This is a genomic window from Pseudomonas syringae (assembly GCF_021606685.1).
Lineage (GTDB): Bacteria > Pseudomonadota > Gammaproteobacteria > Pseudomonadales > Pseudomonadaceae > Aquipseudomonas > Aquipseudomonas syringae_R.
The window spans coordinates 1-19,365 of record NZ_WKCB01000035.1 but is presented as its reverse complement, the minus strand read 5'-3'; the positions used below and the strand labels follow the sequence as shown (position 1 = coordinate 19,365).

General features: G+C 63.8%; 18 protein-coding genes. 14 read left to right on the top strand and 4 right to left on the bottom strand.

Annotated elements, in window-relative coordinates; all coding sequences use genetic code 11:
- Positions 1-59 precede the first annotated feature (59 nt).
- The 3 genes from GIW02_RS14940 to GIW02_RS14930 are packed head-to-tail and all read right to left on the bottom strand — an operon-like array spanning position 60 to position 4,505.
- The gene (locus GIW02_RS14940) at positions 60-992 is read right to left on the bottom strand and encodes a sulfonate ABC transporter substrate-binding protein (RefSeq protein ID WP_236415358.1); all 933 of its coding nucleotides are present in this window, start codon (positions 990-992) and stop codon (positions 60-62) included.
- A complete protein-coding gene (locus GIW02_RS14935; RefSeq protein WP_236415356.1) occupies positions 989-2,320 on the bottom strand; it encodes an LLM class flavin-dependent oxidoreductase in 1,332 nt (443 codons plus the stop codon). The genes GIW02_RS14940 and GIW02_RS14935 overlap by 4 nt, the downstream gene beginning before the upstream one ends.
- A 1-nt stretch (position 2,321) precedes the next feature.
- Positions 2,322-4,505: a TonB-dependent receptor gene (locus GIW02_RS14930; protein ID WP_236415348.1), complete on the bottom strand. Its 2,184-nt coding sequence runs from the start codon at positions 4,503-4,505 to the stop codon at positions 2,322-2,324.
- Between the two features lie 209 nt (positions 4,506-4,714).
- Between GIW02_RS14930 and GIW02_RS14925 the strand changes: the two genes are divergently transcribed.
- Positions 4,715-5,755 (top strand): LacI family DNA-binding transcriptional regulator, encoded by a 1,041-nt coding sequence (locus GIW02_RS14925; protein WP_236415346.1) that lies wholly within the window; start codon positions 4,715-4,717, stop codon positions 5,753-5,755.
- A gap of 62 nt (positions 5,756-5,817) precedes the next feature.
- Positions 5,818-6,432 carry a TetR/AcrR family transcriptional regulator gene (locus tag GIW02_RS14920; RefSeq protein ID WP_236415343.1) on the top strand — a complete coding sequence of 205 codons (615 nt, stop codon included), beginning with the start codon at positions 5,818-5,820 and terminating at the stop codon, positions 6,430-6,432.
- Positions 6,433-6,557: 125 nt separating this feature from the next.
- Here the strand turns inward: GIW02_RS14920 and GIW02_RS14915 are convergent, their stop codons facing one another.
- Complete coding sequence (locus tag GIW02_RS14915; protein WP_236415341.1) at positions 6,558-9,311, bottom strand: glycoside hydrolase family 3 C-terminal domain-containing protein; 2,754 nt, start codon at positions 9,309-9,311, stop codon at positions 6,558-6,560.
- Between the two features lie 510 nt (positions 9,312-9,821).
- On the opposite strand from GIW02_RS14915, the gene GIW02_RS14910 reads away from it, so the two are divergent.
- The 12 genes from GIW02_RS14910 to GIW02_RS14855 form a co-directional block, all read left to right on the top strand.
- Positions 9,822-10,046 carry a hypothetical protein gene (locus GIW02_RS14910; protein WP_236415339.1) on the top strand — a complete coding sequence of 75 codons (225 nt, stop codon included), beginning with the start codon at positions 9,822-9,824 and terminating at the stop codon, positions 10,044-10,046.
- A 155-nt stretch (positions 10,047-10,201) separates the two neighbouring features.
- Positions 10,202-11,932, top strand: a complete 1,731-nt coding sequence (gene gspE / locus GIW02_RS14905) for a type II secretion system ATPase GspE (protein ID WP_236415337.1) — start codon at positions 10,202-10,204, stop codon at positions 11,930-11,932.
- Complete coding sequence (gene gspF / locus GIW02_RS14900; protein ID WP_236415334.1) at positions 11,929-13,131, top strand: type II secretion system inner membrane protein GspF; 1,203 nt, start codon at positions 11,929-11,931, stop codon at positions 13,129-13,131. Before gspE ends, gspF begins: the two co-directional genes overlap by 4 nt.
- 20 nt (positions 13,132-13,151) lie before the next feature.
- Positions 13,152-13,577: a type II secretion system major pseudopilin GspG gene (gspG, locus tag GIW02_RS14895; protein WP_236415331.1), complete on the top strand. Its 426-nt coding sequence runs from the start codon at positions 13,152-13,154 to the stop codon at positions 13,575-13,577.
- Between the two features lie 9 nt (positions 13,578-13,586).
- Positions 13,587-14,018, top strand: coding sequence for a GspH/FimT family pseudopilin (locus GIW02_RS14890; protein ID WP_236415329.1), 432 nt, complete (start codon positions 13,587-13,589; stop codon positions 14,016-14,018).
- The gene (locus tag GIW02_RS14885; RefSeq protein WP_236415327.1) at positions 14,015-14,383 is read left to right on the top strand and encodes a prepilin-type N-terminal cleavage/methylation domain-containing protein; all 369 of its coding nucleotides are present in this window, start codon (positions 14,015-14,017) and stop codon (positions 14,381-14,383) included. The genes GIW02_RS14890 and GIW02_RS14885 overlap by 4 nt, the downstream gene beginning before the upstream one ends.
- Positions 14,380-15,009 (top strand): prepilin-type N-terminal cleavage/methylation domain-containing protein, encoded by a 630-nt coding sequence (locus tag GIW02_RS14880; RefSeq protein WP_236415325.1) that lies wholly within the window; start codon positions 14,380-14,382, stop codon positions 15,007-15,009. Before GIW02_RS14885 ends, GIW02_RS14880 begins: the two co-directional genes overlap by 4 nt.
- On the top strand, positions 15,006-15,731 hold the full coding sequence (locus GIW02_RS14875) for a type II secretion system protein GspK (RefSeq protein ID WP_236415323.1): 726 nt from the start codon (positions 15,006-15,008) through the stop codon (positions 15,729-15,731). The genes GIW02_RS14880 and GIW02_RS14875 overlap by 4 nt, the downstream gene beginning before the upstream one ends.
- Positions 15,728-16,771 (top strand): PilN domain-containing protein, encoded by a 1,044-nt coding sequence (locus GIW02_RS14870; protein ID WP_236415321.1) that lies wholly within the window; start codon positions 15,728-15,730, stop codon positions 16,769-16,771. Before GIW02_RS14875 ends, GIW02_RS14870 begins: the two co-directional genes overlap by 4 nt.
- On the top strand, positions 16,746-17,357 hold the full coding sequence (gspM, locus tag GIW02_RS14865) for a type II secretion system protein GspM (RefSeq protein ID WP_236415319.1): 612 nt from the start codon (positions 16,746-16,748) through the stop codon (positions 17,355-17,357). The genes GIW02_RS14870 and gspM overlap by 26 nt, the downstream gene beginning before the upstream one ends.
- Positions 17,354-17,878, top strand: a complete 525-nt coding sequence (locus tag GIW02_RS14860; protein WP_236415317.1) for a general secretion pathway protein GspN — start codon at positions 17,354-17,356, stop codon at positions 17,876-17,878. Before gspM ends, GIW02_RS14860 begins: the two co-directional genes overlap by 4 nt.
- The coding region (locus GIW02_RS14855) for a secretin N-terminal domain-containing protein (RefSeq protein WP_236421918.1) at positions 17,875-19,365 on the top strand (1,491 nt) is incomplete at its 3' end. The genes GIW02_RS14860 and GIW02_RS14855, both read left to right, overlap by 4 nt.

Genomic DNA, 19,365 nt, shown 5'->3' with positions numbered 1-19,365 from the left:
CATGCAGGAGGTGACTGACACTCCGCTATCGGGAGCAAGCCCCCTCCCACATGTGCATCTCAGTTGGCTTCAGATTTCCACACAGCCTGCTTCACATCGATGGCCTTGGGCAACAAGCGGTTCTGATAGAACAGGTCTGCCGTGGCCTGCTGCGCCGTGATGATGTTGTCGTCAATCGGCAAAATCGGCGAAGGCGGGCGGTTGTCCATGTAGCGCGCGACCACGTCGGCGGGCAGGCCCATGAAGGTGGTCAGCACGTTCAGGCTGTCGTCACGCTGGCTGCGGGTGAGCGCTTCGGCGGCGCTGAGTTCGCCGAGCACGTCATGGATAAACGCGCCATTGTCCCGGGCATACTCACGCCGTGCCGTGTACACCGGCCCCGACAGCCCCAACCCTTCACCGTTGGCCAGCACATGGCTGGGGCTCTGGCTCAGGGCGAGGGATGAGTAGGGTTCCCAAATCGCCCAGGCATCCACGCTGCCTTGCTCGAACGCCGCGCGGGCGTCGGCGGGTGGCAGGTACACCGGCTGGATGTCCTTGTAGCTCAGGCCGGCTTTGTTCAGCGCGCGCAGGATCAGGTTGTGGGAGCTGGAGCCTTTCTGGAAGGCGACTTTCTTGCCTTTCAAATCGGCCACCGAATGCAGCGGGCTGTCGTTGCGCACCAGGATGGTTTCAGCCGTAGGCTTGGGCGGTTCGGCGCCGATGTAGACCAGGTCGGCGCCGGCCGCTTGGGCGAACAGCGGTGGGATATCGCCGGTGGCGCCCACGTCCAGCGCACCCACGTTCAAGGCTTCGAGCATCTGCGGGCCAGCGGGGAACTCGATCCATTTGACTGAAGTCTGCGCGAAACGCTTTTCCAGCAGGCCATGTTCCTTGGCCAGCACCAGGGCGATGGAGCCTTTCTGGTAGCCAATGCGCAGAGTGGCGGGGTCGGCGGCCAGGGCGGTTTGCGTGACGGCCAACAGCGCCAGCAGCAGTGCTCGAATCTTCATACGGTGTCCTTTTTAAAACGGTGCGAGGGGCGCGCCAACCCGAGGTTTTCACGCAGGGTGGAGCCGCTGTATTCGGTACGGAACAGGCCACGGCGTTGTAGTTCTGGCACCACCCACTGAGCGACGTCTTCCAGCCCTCCGGGCAAATGTGGCACGAGGATATTGAAACCGTCGGCCGCGCCCTGTTCGAACCAGTGTTGCAGTTCGTCGACGATCTGCGTGGGCGTGCCGATCAGGCTGTAATGTCCGCGCCCCCCGGCAATCCGACGACCCAATTGCGCGAGCGTCAGTTGCTCGCGGTGGGCCAAATCACTCAGCAATTGCTGGCGGCTGCGTTGCCCGCTGTCAGTCAACGGCAACTCTGGCAATGGACCGTCCAGCGGGTAGCCGGACAAGTCGAAATTACCCAGCATGCGCCCCAGCAACGCCACGCCGACCTCCGGCTCGACCAGGTCCTGGAACGCCTCGAATTTCGCCTGGGCTTCAGCCTCGGTCTGACCGACCACCACAAACACGCCGGGCATGATTTTCAGCGCATCCGCGTCACGGCCATACCGGCCCAGGCGTCCCTTGAGGTCGGCATAAAACGCCTGGGCGTTGGCCAACGATGTCTGTGCGGTAAACACCACGTCGGCGGTTTGCGCGGCCAACTCGCGGCCTGTCTCCGAGGAACCGGCCTGCACGATCACCGGCTGGCCCTGGGGCGAACGCGCCACGTTCAGCGGGCCCTTCACCTGGAAGTGCTCGCCAACGTGGTCCAGCACGTGCAGCTTGGCGGGGTCATAGTAGTTGCCGCTGGCCTTGTCCCGCGTGAAGGCATCGTCCTCCCAGCTGTCCCAGAGGCCGGTCACCACCTGATGAAACTCCTTGGCGCGGCGATAGCGCTCGGCGTGGCCGAGGTGTTCATCGCGGCCGAAATTCTGCGCTTCGGCGGCGGCATCCGAGGTCACCAGGTTCCAGCCCGCGCGCCCGCCGGACAGGTGGTCCAGCGAGGCAAACTTGCGCGCCACATGGTAGGGCTCGTTGTAGGTGGTGGTCGCCGTGGCAATCAGGCCGATGTGCTCCGTCACTGCGCTCAGCGCCGAGAGCAAGGTCAGCGGTTCGAAATGATCCGAACGCGCCATGTGGCTGGCGATTTCACCCGTAGGTGCGGCGATGCTGTCGGCCACGAACAGCGCGTCAAACTTCGCCGCTTCGGCCACGCGCGCCAGGTGTTTGTACTGGGCAAAATCCAGCCCGGCATTCGCCGGCACATCCGGGTGGCGCCAGGCGGCCACGTGGTGCCCGGTGGCCATCAGGAAGGCGCCGAGTGTCAGTTGACGGCTCATGTTAGAAATCCTTGCGCAGCTGCACGCCAAAGTAACGTTCATCGTCACGGGGCACGGCACGGTAGATGTAGTTGCCACCGCTGGCCAGCAGCGGTGAGTAAGACTTGTCGGCGAGGTTCTTGGCCAACAACGCCACGCGCCAGCCGTTGCTGTAGTCAGCCAGGGCCACGCTGGCATTCCAGATGCCGTAGGCGCCTTGTTTGGTGTCGACGTTCTGGCTGATGTCGTACTGCACTTCGCTCTGCCAGCTGTAATCGGTGCCCAGCTCGATGTCCAGGCCGTTATCCAGCGGGATACTGTAGTCGGCGCGCACGTAGCTTTTCCAGTCCGGGCTGTAGGGCAGCGGCTTGCCATTCACATTGCAGGTGGCGGCAGCGCCCGCTGGGCAGGCGAACTCATCGATGCGCGCACGGGTGTAGGCCAGGGCGCCGGAGAGTTTCAGCTGCTGCGTGGCCTGCAAGGCGTAATCCAGCTCGACGCCTTGGGTGCTGACGCTGCCGGCGTTGATCAAGCGCGTTACGACCTGGCCGGCGACCGAATCGAAAAAGTTGGCCTGGTAGTTGTCGTAGTCGCTGTGGAATATCGCCAGGTTGGTGGTCAGGCGGTTGTTCCAGGCGGTGGCCTTGATCCCGGCTTCCCAGGTGTTGGAGGTTTCCGGCTTGAGCGCGTCGGTGTCGCGCGGCTGCATGTTGAAGAAGACGTTGTACGCCGGGCCCTTGTAGCCGCGCGAATAGGTGAGGTAGCTGGTGACGTTGTCAGTGATGTCGTACTGCACACCGAGGCGGCCGGACCAGCCGTCCTCATCCACCGACCCGGAACTCGAGGTGGCCGGCTGAATGCCGCTGACCGTGGTGGCCGAGGTGGAAACGCGGCGGTGATCGTATTTCAGGTCATCGTGGGTGTAGCGCAGGCCGGCGATGCCGCGAAAGCGCGAGGTGAAATTCAGCGTGGTTTCACCGAACACCGCATAGCTGTCGCTGGTGGTGCTGTAGTCGGCGATGCCACGGTCGGTACGCGCGGTCGTCGTCAGTGTGCGCTGGTAGGTTTCTTCGTCCTTGCCATGCATGTAGAACAGGCCGCCGACGTATTCCAGGAACTCGCCCTTGGGCGAGGCCAGGCGCAGTTCCTGGGAGTATTGGTCGAAGGCCAGCTCGCCCTTGTCGGCGGTACCGGGGAAGGCGGCGGTTACCGTGCCGAGGCGGTCGCCGTCCTGGTATTGGGTGTTGTCCCAACCGCGCCAGGCGGTGATCGAGGTCAGGGTGTAGTCGCCGAGGTTCCAGTCCAGTTGCGCAGACAAGCCTTTGTTGGTGTCTTCCACATGGCTGCGGGTGTCGGTGTTGATGTCGCGGTTGTCGCTGGCGCCGCGTACCGGGTTCAGTGCATTGGCGAACGCCGGGGTCAGGGCTTTGCTGACCACGCCATTTGGCGCGTCGTCATGGGACTGCATGTAGTCGGCGATCAGGGTCAGTGTCACGTCGTCGTTGGGGGTGAACTCCAGCTTGCCGCGAATACCTTTGTGGTTGTAGCCATTGACCTCCTGGCCATTTTGCTTGTTATCCACGTTGCCGTCGTAGCTGCCAAACAGCGTGCTCACCGAGCCCTTGAGTACATCCGGCACCAGGCTGCCGCCGATGCCGAAACGGGTGCGGCTTTCATTGCCGCTGTAGTACGACTGGTCGATATAGCCATGGGTCTCGGCGGTGGGCGCCTTGCTGGTGATATTCAGCACGCCGGCCGAGGCGTTCTTGCCGAACAGCGTGCCTTGCGGACCGCGCAGCACTTCGATGCGCTCCAGGTCCAGCAGGTCGAGGGTCGCCTGGCCGGGGCGGGCGTAGACCACGCCGTCGATCACTGTGGCCACCGTCGGCTCGACGCCGGGGGAGGTGGAGATGGTGCCCACGCCGCGCACGAACAGCGAGGTGTCCTTGTTCGACGCGCCGGTGCGGAAGTTCAGCGACGGCACTTGCTGTGCGATGCTTGCCACGCCGTTGCGGTTGTCGCGTTCGAGCTGTTCGCCATCCAGCACCGAGACGGCCACCGGCACTTTTTGCAGCGACTCTTCGCGGCGGGTGGCGGTGACCGTCACCGCTTTGAGGGTCGCCTCCGGCTCGTCGGCGGCAAAGGCGGCGGGCAGGGGGAGGGCGGTCAAACCGGCCAGGAGAAATACGTGAGTGTGCTTGTGCATGCTGTGTTCGCTCGAAAAGAATGCCCTGAACCGCTGCGGTTCTTGCGACCGTCAGCGCCTGTGAAACTGTCTTGGGCATTCGCTCGAGCGAGTAGCAGACAACGCGCTTTGTTAGCGCTAACATCGGCATTATTGGTAGGTGTGGTTTAGAGCGTCAAATACTAAAAAATTAGCCCTATATTCTTTTTGGTTTTTAACAGGATCATCCCGTGAGCGAAGACAAACCGCGCAAACGCCGTGGCGCCGGGCGCGTCACCCTGAACACCGTGGCCCGCCAGGCCGGGGTGTCGGCGATCACTGTGTCGCGCTATTTCAATCAGCCGGAGCAGGTTTCGCCCGAGCGTCGCGAGCGGATTGCCGAGGTGGTGGCCGAGCTGGGTTACGTGCCCAACTTGGTGGCCGGCGGGCTTGCGTCAGCGCGAGGCAGGATCGTGGCGATGGTGATCCCGAACATCTCCGGGCCGATCTTCGCCAACACCATCCAGGGCTTCAGCGACACCCTCAGCCGTCATGGTTATCAGCTGTTGCTGGCGTCGAGTTACTTCAGCGCCGAGCAGGAAGAAAGCGCGGTGCGTGCGTTCCTCGGCTGGTCGCCGGCGGCGCTGGTGTTGACCAGCCGCTTCCACAGCGCGGGCACCGAAAAGATGATTGCCGACGCTGATATCCCGGTGGTGGAAACCTGGGATTACGTGCCCGAACGCGAGCCGTTGCAGATCGGCTTTTCCCACTACGAAGTCGGCGTCACAGCCGCTCGCTACCTGCACGGCCAGGGCTATCGGCGCATCGCATTTGTGCAGAACAGCGCCCCTGGGGACTTCAGCGCGCAGGAGCGGGGTGACGGTTTTGTCGCGACCTTGAGCGAACTGGGCCTGGCACCCTGGCGCTTCGCCCCCGACGCCGATCGCGCGCCGTTCGAAGCGGGCAAGCAGGCCATGGACACCCTGATGAACCACGCCACGCCGCCCGACGCGATCTTCTTCGCCAACGACAACCTGGCGGCCGGTGGCCTGCTGGCCGGGCAGCGTGCCGGGCTGAAGATCCCCCAGGACTGCGCCGTGCTCGGGTTTGGCGATTACCCGTTTGCCGAAATGCTGTTGCCGAGCCTCAGTACCATCAAGCCGCCGGCGTTGGAGATTGGTGTGCTGGCGGCAACGCGGGTGCTGGAAAGCCTCGGAGTGCTGCCGGTGACTGACGAGGTACAACGCTTGAACCTGTTGGGCTGCCGCTTGATCGAACGGGAAAGCGCCTGAGCTTTATTTGCGGCTCAGGGGCAATTTGGATACGGTGCAAGCCTGACCACAAGGATGTTCCCATGACCGAACCTGCCCCCAAGACCCGTCGCGCCCCCAAAGGTGAAAAACGCCGCGAAGAGCTGCTGGACGCGGCCTTGCAGGTGTTCTCCCTGGAGGGCTACAGCGGCGCCTCAATGGCGCAGGTGGCAGCGATTGTGGGGATTTCCGTGGCCGGGTTGCTGCACCACTTCCCCAGCAAGATTTCATTGCTGATGGGCGTGCTGCAACGTCGCGATGAGGTCAACCAACGGATTGCCGATGAAGTGCGTGCGGAAAAGTCGCTGTCCGGCTTGCTCGGCAGCCTGCGCGCGATCAACCGTTCGAACGCCACCGCGCCTGGGGTGGTGCGCGCGTTTACCATTCTGAATGCCGAAAGCCTGCTCGATACGCAACCGGCGTGGGCCTGGTTCCAGGCGCGCTATGCGGGTATCCACCGACGTATGCAGGGGCAGTTTGCCGACCTGGTGGCGGCGGGGGAGGTGCGCAGCGACGTCGACATCGCCGGGCTGGTGGAAGAAATCCTGGCCATGATGGATGGCCTGCAGATCCAGTGGCTGCGTTTTCCGGAGCAGGTGGACCTGGTGGCGCGCTTCGATACCTACATTGCGCGGGTCGATGCGGCGATCAGGGTCTAAGGCCTGACACGGTCAAATGTGGGAGCGGGCTTGCTCGCGAATGCGGTGTGTCAGTGATGCATCTTTAACTGATCTACCGCTTTCGCGAGCAAGCCCGCTCCCACACAAAGCCCCTCTTTTACCCGTCAGTTACCGGCAGCGCTGCCTTGGGTGGTGTCATCGCTCATGTCATAGCCATCACCGTCGCTGGTGCCGCTGTCCCCTTCGTTCTGGTGCAGCACGCCACCGGTCTTCACCTGTGGCAGCTCACGCAGCGTCGAGTTCAGCGCCGAGCGCGGCAACGGGTTGCTGGTGGTGGTCGACAGTTCCTGGCGGAACGGGTTGACCAGCTTGGCGTTCAGGCGGATGTCCTGGGAGGACGCGCCCACCGACAGGTTGAAGCTATCGGCATCCACCACCCATTGCTTGCTGGCCACGTCGTAGTAGGCCAGCGAGCGGTCGTTCAGCTCGATGGTCACGCGCTTGCTCTCGCCGGGTTTCAAGAACACCTTCTTGTAGCCCTTGAGTTCCTTGATCGCGCGTTCGACTTTCGGGTTGTTCTGGCCCACGTACAACTCGGCAACTTCAGCCCCGGCCACCTTGCCGGTGTTGGACAGGTCGAACGATACCTTGATCGGCGCACCGGCCACGGCCACGCCCGGGCTGACGCTGATGTTGCTGTAGCCGAAGGTGGTGTACGACAAGCCATAGCCGAACGGATACAGCGGCTTGATGCCCTTCTTCTCGTAGCCGCGATAGCCCAGGAACAGGTCGTCCTTGTAGCTCATCTCGCTCAGGGTTTCCTGATTGTCGAACTTGGGGAAAGTCGCGTAGATCGGGTTGTCTTCGATGTTGCGCTCGATGCTGATCGGCAGCTTGGCCGACGGGTTGACCTTGCCCAGCAGGATCTCCGCCAGGGCCTGGCCGCCGTTCTGCCCAGGGTAGAACGCATGCAGCGCGGCCGGCACCTGGTCGATCCAGTCGCTCATCTTCAAGCCCGTGCCGCCGTGCAGGGTGACCACGGTGTTCGGGTTGACCTTGGCGATGCTCTGGATCAGCAGGTTCTGGTACTCCGGCAGATCGAAGCTGTGGTCGAAGCCTTCGCCTTCGTATTCGTTGCTGTTGCCGGCTGCCACCAGCACGGCGTCGTACTGGGCCAGGTCCTGCGGGGCCACCAACGACGCCCAGCTCATCTGCACGCCCACCAGGCCGCCCATGGTCGAGAGGTAGCCATTGCGGCGCGAGTATTCAAGCTTGATGTCGACCGGTTTACCGGCTTCAAGATTGACCTTGGCAAACACCGGAATGGTCGGCGGAATGCTGTTGTTCGGCAGCGGCTTGCCGTCGCCGTTGTCGAGGACTTTCTTGCCGTTGACGTAGAGGCGCACCGCACCGTCGGCGCGGATCTTGAACACCTGTTCGCCGCTGACGGTCGGGGTGATCTGGCCGCTGTAGCGGATCGACGTGGCGGCGGTGTCGCCGTTTACCGGCAGGCTGTCGGTGGACCAGTCGAGGTCGACATGCGTATCGGTGCGGCTGGCAGCCGGGTCACCGGACCAGTTGGTGTTGCTGAAGAACTCGGTCTTCAGGCCTTTAACGCTGTTGCCATTGCTGTCGGCGTGGGTCCACACGGAGGTGGCTGGGTCAAGTGACAGCCCGTCGATGAACTCGACCTTGGCCCCCGGCGCCAGTTGCTGCAGGCCGCTCAGCTCACTGATGTAGTTGGCGGCCATCACGTTGGCGCTGCCGAAACCGGTAGGCGGCGCGTACTTGGCCAGGGTACCGACCACGGCGATGCGCTTGACCTTCTTCGCGTCCAGCGGCAGCAGGCTGTTCTGGTTCTTGAGCAGCACGATGCCTTCGCGCGCGGCATTCAGCGCGACGCGGTTACTGGTGGCGCTGTTCATGTTGTGGCTGGTCAGCGGGGCCTTGCTGTCGAACTTGTACAGGTAGATCTGCTTGAGGATGCGGCGCACCTTGTCATCGATGGTTGCGCTGCTCAGCTCGCCACTGTCCAGGTACGGCTTGAGCACCGTGCTGTTCATCTGGTAGCCCATCATGTCCAGGTCGGTGCCCGCCTGTGCCGCCGGCAAGCCGTCGACCACGGCGTTGTAGTCGCTCTGGACGAAGCCTGGGTAGCCCCATTCGGTTTTCAGGATGTCGCGCATCAGGTGCTTGTTCTGGCAGGCGAACTCGCCGTTCACCTTTTGGAACGCGCACATCATCATCGCCACTTTGCTGTTCTTCGAGGCTGACTCGAAGGGCGGCAAGGTCATCTCGCGCAGCACGCGTTCGCTGATAATTTCATCGAGGTGGAAGCGGTTGCTTTCCTGGTCGTTGGCCGCGAAATGCTTGGCGTTGGCCCACACGCCGCGCGACTGGATGCCGTTGATGACCGCTGGCCCCAGGCTAGCGCCGAGGAACGGGTCTTCACCGGACAAATACTCGAATGCGCGGCCGCTGTACGGCATGCGGTACAGGTTCACGCCGGGCCCGGTGACGAACTGATAACCGCCGCTGGCGGTGTCATAGCCCAGGGCACGGCCCAGGTCGATGGCGCGGCGCGGGTTCCAGCTGGCTGCCAGGTTTGGACCAGAGGGGTACACCACGCCCTGGGCGTTGCCTTCGCTGGTGTAACGCACGCCCACGCCGCCGTCGGCACCGTGGATCTGCGGGATGCCGTACTGGGTCAGCGGCTTGACGTCCCAGCCACCGGTGCCGCCGATGTAGGCAAGTTTTTCTTCCATGGTCATTTTCGCCAGGGTTTTGTCCGCGGCCATTTCCGCGCGGCTCACCCGGCCTTCATCGAGGGCCGGGCTGGTGGCCGCGTGCACCTGGGACACGGCCAGCGCCAGCAGGGCGAATGCCGACTGCGCGCCGATCATCTTGCGTTTGTTCATGGAGTTTCTCCGACAACTGTTTATTGAAAATAAGGCGCCAAAACGCACGCGTCACACCGCACGCTCGTCACTTTTTTACGGGCAATAGTTCGCCTTGATCGCAATGTTTAACCGATGGCTAATTGCAACTACTTGGCGGGTTTCGCAGTTTTAAAAGTGTAATAATTGTATTGATTGTTGTTGTAAGTAATGTCTAATCGATATCACGCGATGGCGTTTTGAACCGCTAAAGCGGCATAATTAAGGCAATTCTTGCGGTTATAAGTCAAACGAAAGCTAATTTTTGCGTGAAATAAGAAATATTTCGTTGCGATTTTGAACTAAGACTAAACCTACCAGTCGATTGGTTTAAGAAAATATGTGAAGGCATGGCGAACTAGTGGCGTTGCTCGGTAGTTCTAAAAGGCCATGTTTTATACACGCTGTCATACACAACGCTTTGGTGTAGGGTCTTGAACGCATTCAAGGTGCAACCTGAGCTGTCCGCTGTTTTTTATCTGGAGAATGTTTATGAAAATGTCCCTGTTGGCTGCTGGTTTTGCGTTGAGCGTTGCAGTGAGTGGCACCGCCCTGGCGGCTGAAGCCACCGACACTGATGCCAAGTCCGGTGCCGCCGATTCCACCGTGTTGACCCAGACCCACGACGCCAAGGCAGCGAAAAAGCAGAAAGCCGAAACCACCAAGGGTGGCCGACCGTTGAATGGCAACCAGGCCGCGCCGAAGACCTCGAACTAATTTGGAAACGCGGTCCCCTGTGGGAGGGGGCTTGCCCCCGATAGCGGTGTATCAGTCAGCACATGCGCAAACTGGTCCACTGCTATCGGGGGCAAGCCCCCTCCCACAAGGGGTTCCCACAGTCCTGCAGAACAGTGCCCCTCAGATAGCTACCCATGCCCAGTCCCTCAACCCCCATCGATGCTTGCCAGATGCACGTCCCGGATACCGAACAGGTGTGCGCGTGGCTGATGCAAAACGCCGGGTTGAAAACCGTGGACCTGGAACGCGCCCGGCGCCTGTCCCAGGAGGGTGGCGACACAGAATTACTCGGCCTGCTCACCCGTCTTGGGCTGGTGTCGGAAGTTGAACTGGCCCGCGCCTGGGCTGACCTGCTCGGGGCGCCGCTGCTGTTGGCCGATGCCGCGCCGCCGTTGCTCGACCCCCTGCCGGCATTGACCGAGCGCTTCATGCGCCACTATCAAGTGGTGCCCGTTGGCTGGAGCCAGGGTGGCCTGCGGGTGCTGGCGGCCAACCCGTCGCTGGTGTATCCGTTCCAGGCCATGGCCTATGCCTGCGGCGTACCGGTGTGGTTGGCCGTGGGCCCGCGCAATGAAGTCGAAACGCTGATCGAGCGCTACTACGGCCAGGGTCGTTCCGCCATGGGCACGCTGATCGAAAATCTCGACGAGCAGGGCGGTGCGCTGGAAGACATCGAACACCTCAAGGACATGGCCTCCGAAGCGCCAGTGATTCGCCTGGTCAACCTGATCCTGCAGCGCGCGGTGGAACATCGCGCCTCGGATATCCATATCGAACCGTTCGAAAACCAGCTCAAGGTGCGCTACCGCATCGACGGCGTGTTGCATGAGGCCGAGGCGCCACCGTCGAGTTCATCAGCAGCGGTGATCTCGCGCGTGAAAATCATGGCGCGCCTGGACATTGCCGAACGGCGCCTGCCCCAGGACGGCCGCATCATGCTGCGCATCCAGGGCAAGGAGCTGGACCTGCGGGTGTCCACGGTGCCCACCAGTTTTGGCGAGTCGGTGGTGATGCGCTTGCTGGATCGGCAGACCGTGCAGTTCGATTTCCAGAGCCTGGGGTTCGACGGCCAGCGCCTGGAAACCTTCCTGGAAGTGCTCGAACGACCCCACGGCATCCTGCTGGTCACCGGCCCGACCGGCTCGGGCAAGACCACCACGCTGTACACCGCGCTGTCTCGGCTCAACACCGCCGAGCGCAAGATCATCACCGTCGAAGACCCGGTGGAATACCAGTTGGAAGGCATCAATCAGATCCAGGTCAAGCCGGCCATCGGCCTGGACTTTGCCGGGGCGCTGCGCTCCATCGTGCGTCAGGACCCGGACGTGATCATGATCGGTGAGATCCGTGACCTGGAAACCTGCCGCATCGCCATCCAGTCCTCCCTCACCGGCCACCTGGTGCTGTCGACCCTGCACACCAACAGCGCGGCGGCGAGTATCACGCGGCTGCTCGACATGGGGGTGGAGAGCTACCTGATCGCTTCCACCGTTAACGGGATCCTGGCGCAGCGCCTGGTGCGCCGCCTCGACCCGGCCACGCGCGAAGCCTTCGAAGCACCGCCCGAGTTGATCGCCGAACATGGCCTGGATCGCTTTACCGATCAGCGCCCGATCATGCTCTATCGCCCGCGTGCCGATGCCTCGGGTGGCGGCTACCACGGCCGCAGTGCAATCACCGAACTGTTGGTGATGAATGAGGAATTGCGCAGCCTGCTGATGCGCCAGGCCGACGCTGCCACCCTGGAAGCCGCCGCCCGCCGTGGCGGCCTGCGTACCTTGCATGAAGAGGGGCTGCGCCAGGCGGTGGCCGGTGTGACGTCACTGGAAGAAGTGTTGCGCGTAACCCGTGGAGAAGGCACGTGAGCCTGTTCAAATACCGCGCGCTCGACAGCCACGGTAAGGCGCAAAACGGCACCCTTGAGGCCAAGGACCAGGACGCCGCCGTCGCCGCGCTGCACAAGCGCGGTTTGTTGTTATTGCAGATTGATCTGGCCGGCGCCCAGGGGCTGCGCAAGGCGTTTGGCCGTGGCCAGTTGAACGGCGCGGCGCTGGTGAGTTTTACCCAGCAACTGGCGACGTTATTGGGCGCCGGGCAACCGCTGGAACGCTCGCTGGGCATCCTGCTCAAGCAGCCTGGTCAGCCGCAGACCCGCGCGTTGATCGAGCGCATCCGCGAACAGGTAAAAGCCGGCCAGCCGTTATCCAAAGCGCTGGAAGAAGAGGGCAGCCAGTTCTCGCCGCTGTACCTGAGCATGGTGCGCGCCGGCGAGGCGGGCGGGGCGCTGGAAAACACCCTGCGCCAGCTCAGCGATTACCTGGAGCGCAGCCAGTTACTGAGAGGCGAAGTGATCAACGCGCTGATCTATCCGGCCTTTCTGGTGGTTGGCGTGCTTGGCTCGCTGGCGCTGCTGCTGGCCTATGTGGTGCCGCAGTTCGTGCCGATCTTCAAGGACCTGGGCGTGCCGATTCCGTTGATCACCGAGGTGATTCTGGGCCTTGGCCAATTCCTCGGCGCCTACGGCCTGGCGGTGTTGGCCGGGTTGATCGTGATGATCTGGGCACTGGCCGCACGCCTGCGTGATCCGCAGCGCCGTGAACGGTATGACCGCCGCGTGCTGGGCATTCGGGTCATCGGCCCGTTGCTGCAGCGTGTCGAAGCAGCGCGGTTGACGCGCACCCTGGGCACCTTGCTGAGCAACGGCGTGGCGCTGTTGCAAGCGCTGGTGATCGCGCGGCAGGTCTGCACCAACCGCGCCCTGCAAGCGCAAGTCGCCCAGGCCGCCGAATCCGTCAAGGGCGGCGGCACCCTGGCCAGCGCCTTCGGCGCGCAACCGCTGCTGCCGGATCTGGCGCTGCAAATGATTGAAGTCGGCGAACAGGCCGGCGAACTCGACAGCATGCTGCTCAAGGTCGCCGAGGTGTTCGACGTCGAGGCCAAGCGCGGCATTGATCGCCTGCTTGCCGCGCTGGTGCCGTCGCTGACCGTGGTCATGGCGGTGCTGGTGGCGGTGATCATGCTCGCGATCATGCTGCCGCTGATGAGCCTGACCAGCAATATATGAACCCTCTAGGAAGCAAGCTGATGCGCCATACCCGATTCAAGTCCGCCCGCCGTCAGGGCGGTTTTACCCTGCTGGAAATGCTCGCCGTGATCGTGCTGTTAGGCATCGTCGCGACCATCGTGGTACGCCAGGTCGGCGGCAATGTCGACAAGGGCAAATACGGCGCAGGCAAGGCCCAACTGGCCAGCCTGAGCATGAAAATCGAGAGCTATGGCCTGGACGTCGGTTCGCCGCCCAAGACCCTCCAGCAACTGGTCGACAAACCGGCCAACAGCGCCGGCTGGGCTGGGCCATACGCCAAACCGTCAGACCTCAAGGACCCGTTCGGCCACGCGTTCGGCTATCGCTTCCCGGGCGAGCACGGCGCATTTGACCTGATCTTCTACGGTCAGGACGGCCAACTCGGCGGCGAAGGCTACAGCGCCGACCTGGGCAACTGGGAATAACCCCTGACCATGGCCAACGCCCAACGTGGCTTTACCCTGCTGGAAATGCTCGTGGTGATCGTCTTGATCAGCATCGCAGCCGGCTTGGTGGGTGTTGGCCTGCAACAAGGCCTGCGCGCCGCCAAAGAGCGCCAGGCGGTCGGGCAGATCGTCGAGGCGTTGCGCAGCACGCGGGCGCGGGCGATTGTCAGCGGCACCACGCAAAGCACGCTGTTCGATCTGCGCAGCCTCAGCTTTCAGGCCCCGGGCCGCCCGAAAAAACATTGGCCGGCCGAGTTGCAAGTGACCCTGCACACTGCCGAACAGGCCGGTGCGGCAGTGGCGTTCTACCCCGATGGCAGCTCCACCGGCGGCAACCTGTTATTGGCCAATGGCAGCCGGCGCTGGCGCATCGATATTGGCTGGTTGACCGGCAGCGTGCAGTCCAAGGCCTTGCCATGAAACACCAACGCGGGTTCACCCTCTTGGAAATGCTCGCCGCGCTGACGTTGATGGCGATCTGTAGCACGGTGCTGCTGGTCGCGTTCGGCCAGAGCGCGCGCTCGTTGTTGCAGGTCGCCCATAGCGACCGCCTGACCCATGCCGCCTTGAGTGTGATGGATCAGGAGGGCGCAGGCCCCTTGGCGAGCGGCACGCGCCAGGGCGAGCTGGAGGGCATTGGCTGGCAACTGCGCATCGCCCAACAGCCCAGCCGGATTGGCCAGGCGCAGCTGTTTCGCCTTGACCTCACCGTCAGCGAAGGCCCGCGCCAAGCCAGTTTCAGCACCTTGAAACTGCGCGCGGCCAGCGTCGGGGCTGGCTTGTGAAGGCGCGTCAGCAGGGCTTCACCTTGCTCGAAATCATGATTGTGCTCAGCCTGCTTGGCGTGTTGCTGATCCTGGTCGGCGGCGCGCTGCTGGGTGCCAATCGCGCGGTGCTCAAGGCCCAGCGCTACACGGTCAGCCTGGATGAAATGCGTGCCGCGCAGCAATTTTTGCGCACCTCCATCAGCGAGGCGTTGCCCTTGGACGTGACCGAGGATGACAGCCAGACCGACGGCTTTTTTGCCGGTGGGCCGCAGCGCATGCAGTTTGTCGCGACGCTGCCGGGCGTGCTCGGCGGCGGGATTCAGCGCTTCACCTTGCAGTTGGCCGGTCCCGGCACGCAGCGCGACTTGCAGGTGGCGTTTGCGCGGTTCGAGCCTCAGGCCCAGGTCAGTGTCCCGGCGTCGCGCAGTGAGCCGCAAGTGTTGTTGAAAAATATCGACGACCTGCAATTCAGCTATCGCGGTGTATCGCCCAAGGGCCAGGCCACCGGCTGGATCAGCGAGTGGCCGTGGACCAAACGCTTGCCCTCGGCAGTGCGGATTGCCGCGCGCCTCAACGGCCCGGTGCCGTGGGTGACCCAAGTGGTCGCCCTGCGCTTGAACCTGTCGAGCGGGGGCCCGGAATGATCAGGCATCAGCGCGGCGTCGCGCTGTTGCTGGTGCTGTGGGTGCTGGCGTTGCTCAGCCTGCTGCTCGGTGGCCTGGCCGGTTGGGTGCAACTGGAAACACGCCAGGCCGCTTGGCATCGCCAGCACACCCAGGCGCTGCTGGCCGCCGAGGCTGGCGTGGCGCTGGCCGTGCAGGGGCTGGCCGACCCGCTGCAGCGCAAGCAGTGGGTTGCCGTTGGGCGGGAGGTGCCGCTGGTGTTCGACGACGCGCAACTGCACGTCAGCCTGCGCAGTGAGCGCGGCAAGTTGTACTTGAACAGCGCAGAGCCGGGCGATTTTGCCCGTCTGGCCCTGGCCTGCGGCGCCACCCAGGCCCAGGCCAACCAACTCGCGCGGGACCTGGAAGTGCGCCGCAACCAGGGCCTGGCGCCGTTTCGAGTGGTGGAAGAAGTGCGCCAACTGCCCGGCATGACCCAGGCGCTGTACAGCGCGCTGGTGCCCGAGATCAGCCTGTGGAGCGGCCTGGACCGGCCCGATCCGGCCTTCGCCAGTGCCTTGATGCGCCGCGCACTCAACCTGCCGCACCAGAGCGCAGTGGGGGCGGATGCCGGTGAGGTGCTGGTGATCGACAGTCGCGCCCAGCGCCCCGGCGGCTATCACGCCCGGTTGCAAGCCACGGTCTTATTGAGCCCCGCGCAAGGCAGCGCACAACCTTATCGAGTCTTACGTTGGCAAGAATGAACGAACCCTTATCCGCACGCTTACAGGTGCTGGCCGAACCCATTGCGCAACGCTGGCGCGGCAGCCTGCTGCAACTGGGCTGGCGCCTGTGGCTCAAGGAGTTGCGTGGCTGCCTGCCGCGGTGGTTGTCGCTGCAAGACATCCCCGTGCATACCTACCGCTGGCCGTTGACTGTGCCCGTTGAACCGATCGCGGGCGAGGCACGCCAGGTGCTGGTGCTGGCTCCCTCGGCGGTGCTGGTGCAAACCCTGCAATTGCCGCCGGCCGCCGCGCGCAACCTGTCGACGGTGGTCGGTTATGAACTGGACCGCTTTACCCCGTTCGACGCCGCCCAGCTGTATTTCGTCGCGCGTCAGGAGCGGCGCACGCCCACGCACGTGCAGGTGACGCTGGTGGCGATCCTGCGTGAGCGCCTGGACCAGATGCTCAGCGACTGCGCGGCCCTGGGTTTGCAGCCCCATGCCGTGGATGTGGCGGATGGGGCAGGCGTACCCATGGGCGTCGACCTGTTGCCGACGCCGCTGCGCCCGCGTCAGCGCCCGGCGGGCAAAGGCTTGCAACGCAGCCTGCCGTGGCTGTGTGGCGCCTTGCTGATTGCCGCCATGCTGCTGTGGCTCAACGACCGCCAGCGCGTGCTCGACGCCATGCACCAAAGCGTGCGCGCGCAAAAAGCCCAGGTTGCGCAGGTCCAGGCGCTGCGCCAGCAACTGCTCAATACCCGTGGCGCCGCGCAGTACCTGATCCGCCGCAAGGCGGCCCAGCCGCCCCTGGCTGCGCTGCTGAGTGAACTGACCGCCTGCCTGCCGCCCGATACCTGGATCGACCAACTGGAAGTCAACGACGGCGCCGACGTGTCGTTCTCCGGGCAAAGCGCCAAGGCGAGTGCCCTGATTACGCGGATCAAGGGCTGCCACAGCCTGGAAAACGCCCAATTCGAAGGGGTGATCCAACCCGATGCGCAAACTGGCAAGGATCAATTCTCCTTGCGCGCCCACCTGCACCAGGAGGCCACCGATGCGCCGACCACTGACACCCCGTGAACGCCGTGGCGCGGCCTTGATCGCACTGGCGCTGGTGCTTGGCGCCGGTTACTGGTTGTTGATCGACAGCTGGTTCGCCGGCCCGCTGCGTGCCATCGGCGAGCAGGCCGAGCAGTTACGCGAGCAACAGCAACGCTACGCTGGCGTGTTGCGCCAGGGCGACAGCCTGCGCCAACAGCTCGAGCAGGCGCGACAGGACCCGGCCAGCAGCACCAGCCTGTTGCCCGGCGATGACCCCAGCGCCGTGGCGGCCGACCTGATGCAACGCATCGCCGACCTGATCAACAGCCGCGCCAGCCTCGGCGGCGGTTGCAGCCTGACCCAGCGCATGCCGATCACCCCGGAACAGGACGATGCCGAGCCGTATCGCCAGGTCAAGGTCAGCCTGACCCTCGAGTGCGCCATCGAACCCCTGACCGCGATCCTGCATGAGCTGGAGTACCAGCGCCCGTTTCTGTTCGTGGATGAAATGAGCATCCGCCGCCCGCCGAACGCGCCCGCCAGTGGCGGCGCCGGCAAGCTGGTGGTGCATCTGTTGGTGCGCGGTTACCTGCAGCCGGCGGCTGCGCAGAAGGTGCGCCGATGATCAATGCATTGCGCCCCCTGGAGTGGGTATTGCTCGGCGTGGCCGGGCTGTTGGGCCTGCTGATGGTCGGCATCCTCAGCAGCATCGGCGATGCTCCGCACTGGTTGCCCGCACCTGCGCCGGATGCCCGAGCCGACGCCTCGGCGAAAATATTGGTGGCCCCGACTGCCAGCCTGGAAAGCCTCGCCGGCACCTGGCAAGCGCCCCTGTTCAGCCCTGACCGCAGCCCTGATCGTGCGGTCGGCACCGCCGCCGTTTCCAGCCTGTCGAGCCTGACGCTGACCGGGATCGTCCTCGACGGCGACCTGCGCGTGGCGCTGCTCAAACGTGCGGACGGTCCGCCGCTCAAAGTCCGCCAGGACCAGACCCTGCCCAATGGCTGGCGCTTGGAACAGCTGACACCCCGCGAAGCCCGCTTTGTCCTCGACGGCCGTACGCAGACCCTGAGCCTGCGCGCCCTGCGTTTGCCTGCGCCGTCGACTACACCCCCGATTACCCTTCCTCACGAGTCCGCCCCTTGATCGATACATTCCCCGGCGCTTTGCGCACCACCGTGTTCTGCCTGGCCACCGCTGTTTCCCTCGGTGGCTGCGCAACATTCCCCGAGCACCTGGACCCGGACGAAGCCCTGCTGCACGAGGCGATGCAGGGCACCGGCTCGCAACGCCCGCCCGTAGACCCGGCCAGCGAGCAAGCCCCGCTCGACAGCGGCCAACCGCTGGCGAAGACGCCGCCCCAACGCCAATTGATTCGCGGCAACCAGCAGTTCGTGCGTCAACCGGTAGCGGCGTCGGCTGCCAAGGAGGAGGGCAGTGGCGACATCGTGTTCAACTTTGCCGACCAGCCGATCGAGGCGGTGATCAACAGCGTGATGGGCGACCTGCTGCATGAGAACTACAGCATCGCCCAGGGTGTGAAAGGTAACGTCAGCTTCTCCACCTCCAAACCGGTGAACAAGCAGCAGGCGCTGTCGATTCTGGAAACCCTGCTGTCGTGGACCGACAACGCGATGATCAAACAGGGCAACCGCTATGTGATCCTGCCGGCCAACCAGGCGGTGGCGGGCAAGCTTGTGCCGGAGATGCGCGTGTCGCAACCGTCCAACGGCCTCTCGGCGCGACTGTTTCCGCTGCGCTTTATCTCGGCCACCGAGATGCAGAAACTGCTCAAGCCGTTCGCCCGCGAGAATGCCTTCCTGCTGGTGGACCCGGCGCGCAATGTGCTGAGCCTGGCCGGTACGCCCGAGGAACTGGCCAACTACCAAGACACCATCGACACGTTCGATGTGGATTGGCTCAAGGGCATGTCGGTGGGCGTGTTCGGCCTGCAACGCGCGTCGGTCGCGGAATTGATGCCCGAGCTGCAAAAAATGTTCGGCCCCGATAGCGGCATGCCGCTGGCAGGCATGGTGCGCTTTTTGCCGATCGAGCGGACCAACTCGGTGGTGGCGATCTCGTCGCAGCCGCAGTACCTCAGTGAAGTCGGCGACTGGATCCACACCATCGACGAAGGCGGCGGCAACGAGCCGCAAATGTATGTGTACGATGTGCGCAACATGAAGGCCACCGACCTGGCCAAGTACCTGCGGCAGATCTACGGCAGCGGCGCGATCAAGGACGACACCCCGGCCAAGGTCGCCCCGGGCCTGCGCACCGCGACCCTGTCCTCGCCCGGCACCAACAGCACCTCGGGCAGCACGCCGGGTGGCCTGAGCAACAACCTGGGCAACAGCCAGCCCGTTGCCGAGGACGAGGACCAAGAACCCCAGGCCGAAGAGGACAGCGCCGAGCAGGACACCCCCGAAGGCGCCCCCACCAAAAGCCTCGACGCCGGCACCCGCATCACCGCGCAAAAAAGCAGTAACCAACTGCTGGTACGCACCCGTCCGGTGCAATGGAAAGAGATCGAATCGGCGATCAAACGCCTCGACAACCCACCGCTGCAAGTGCAGATCGAGACGCGCATTCTCGAGGTCAAACTCACCGGTGAACTGGACCTGGGTGTGCAG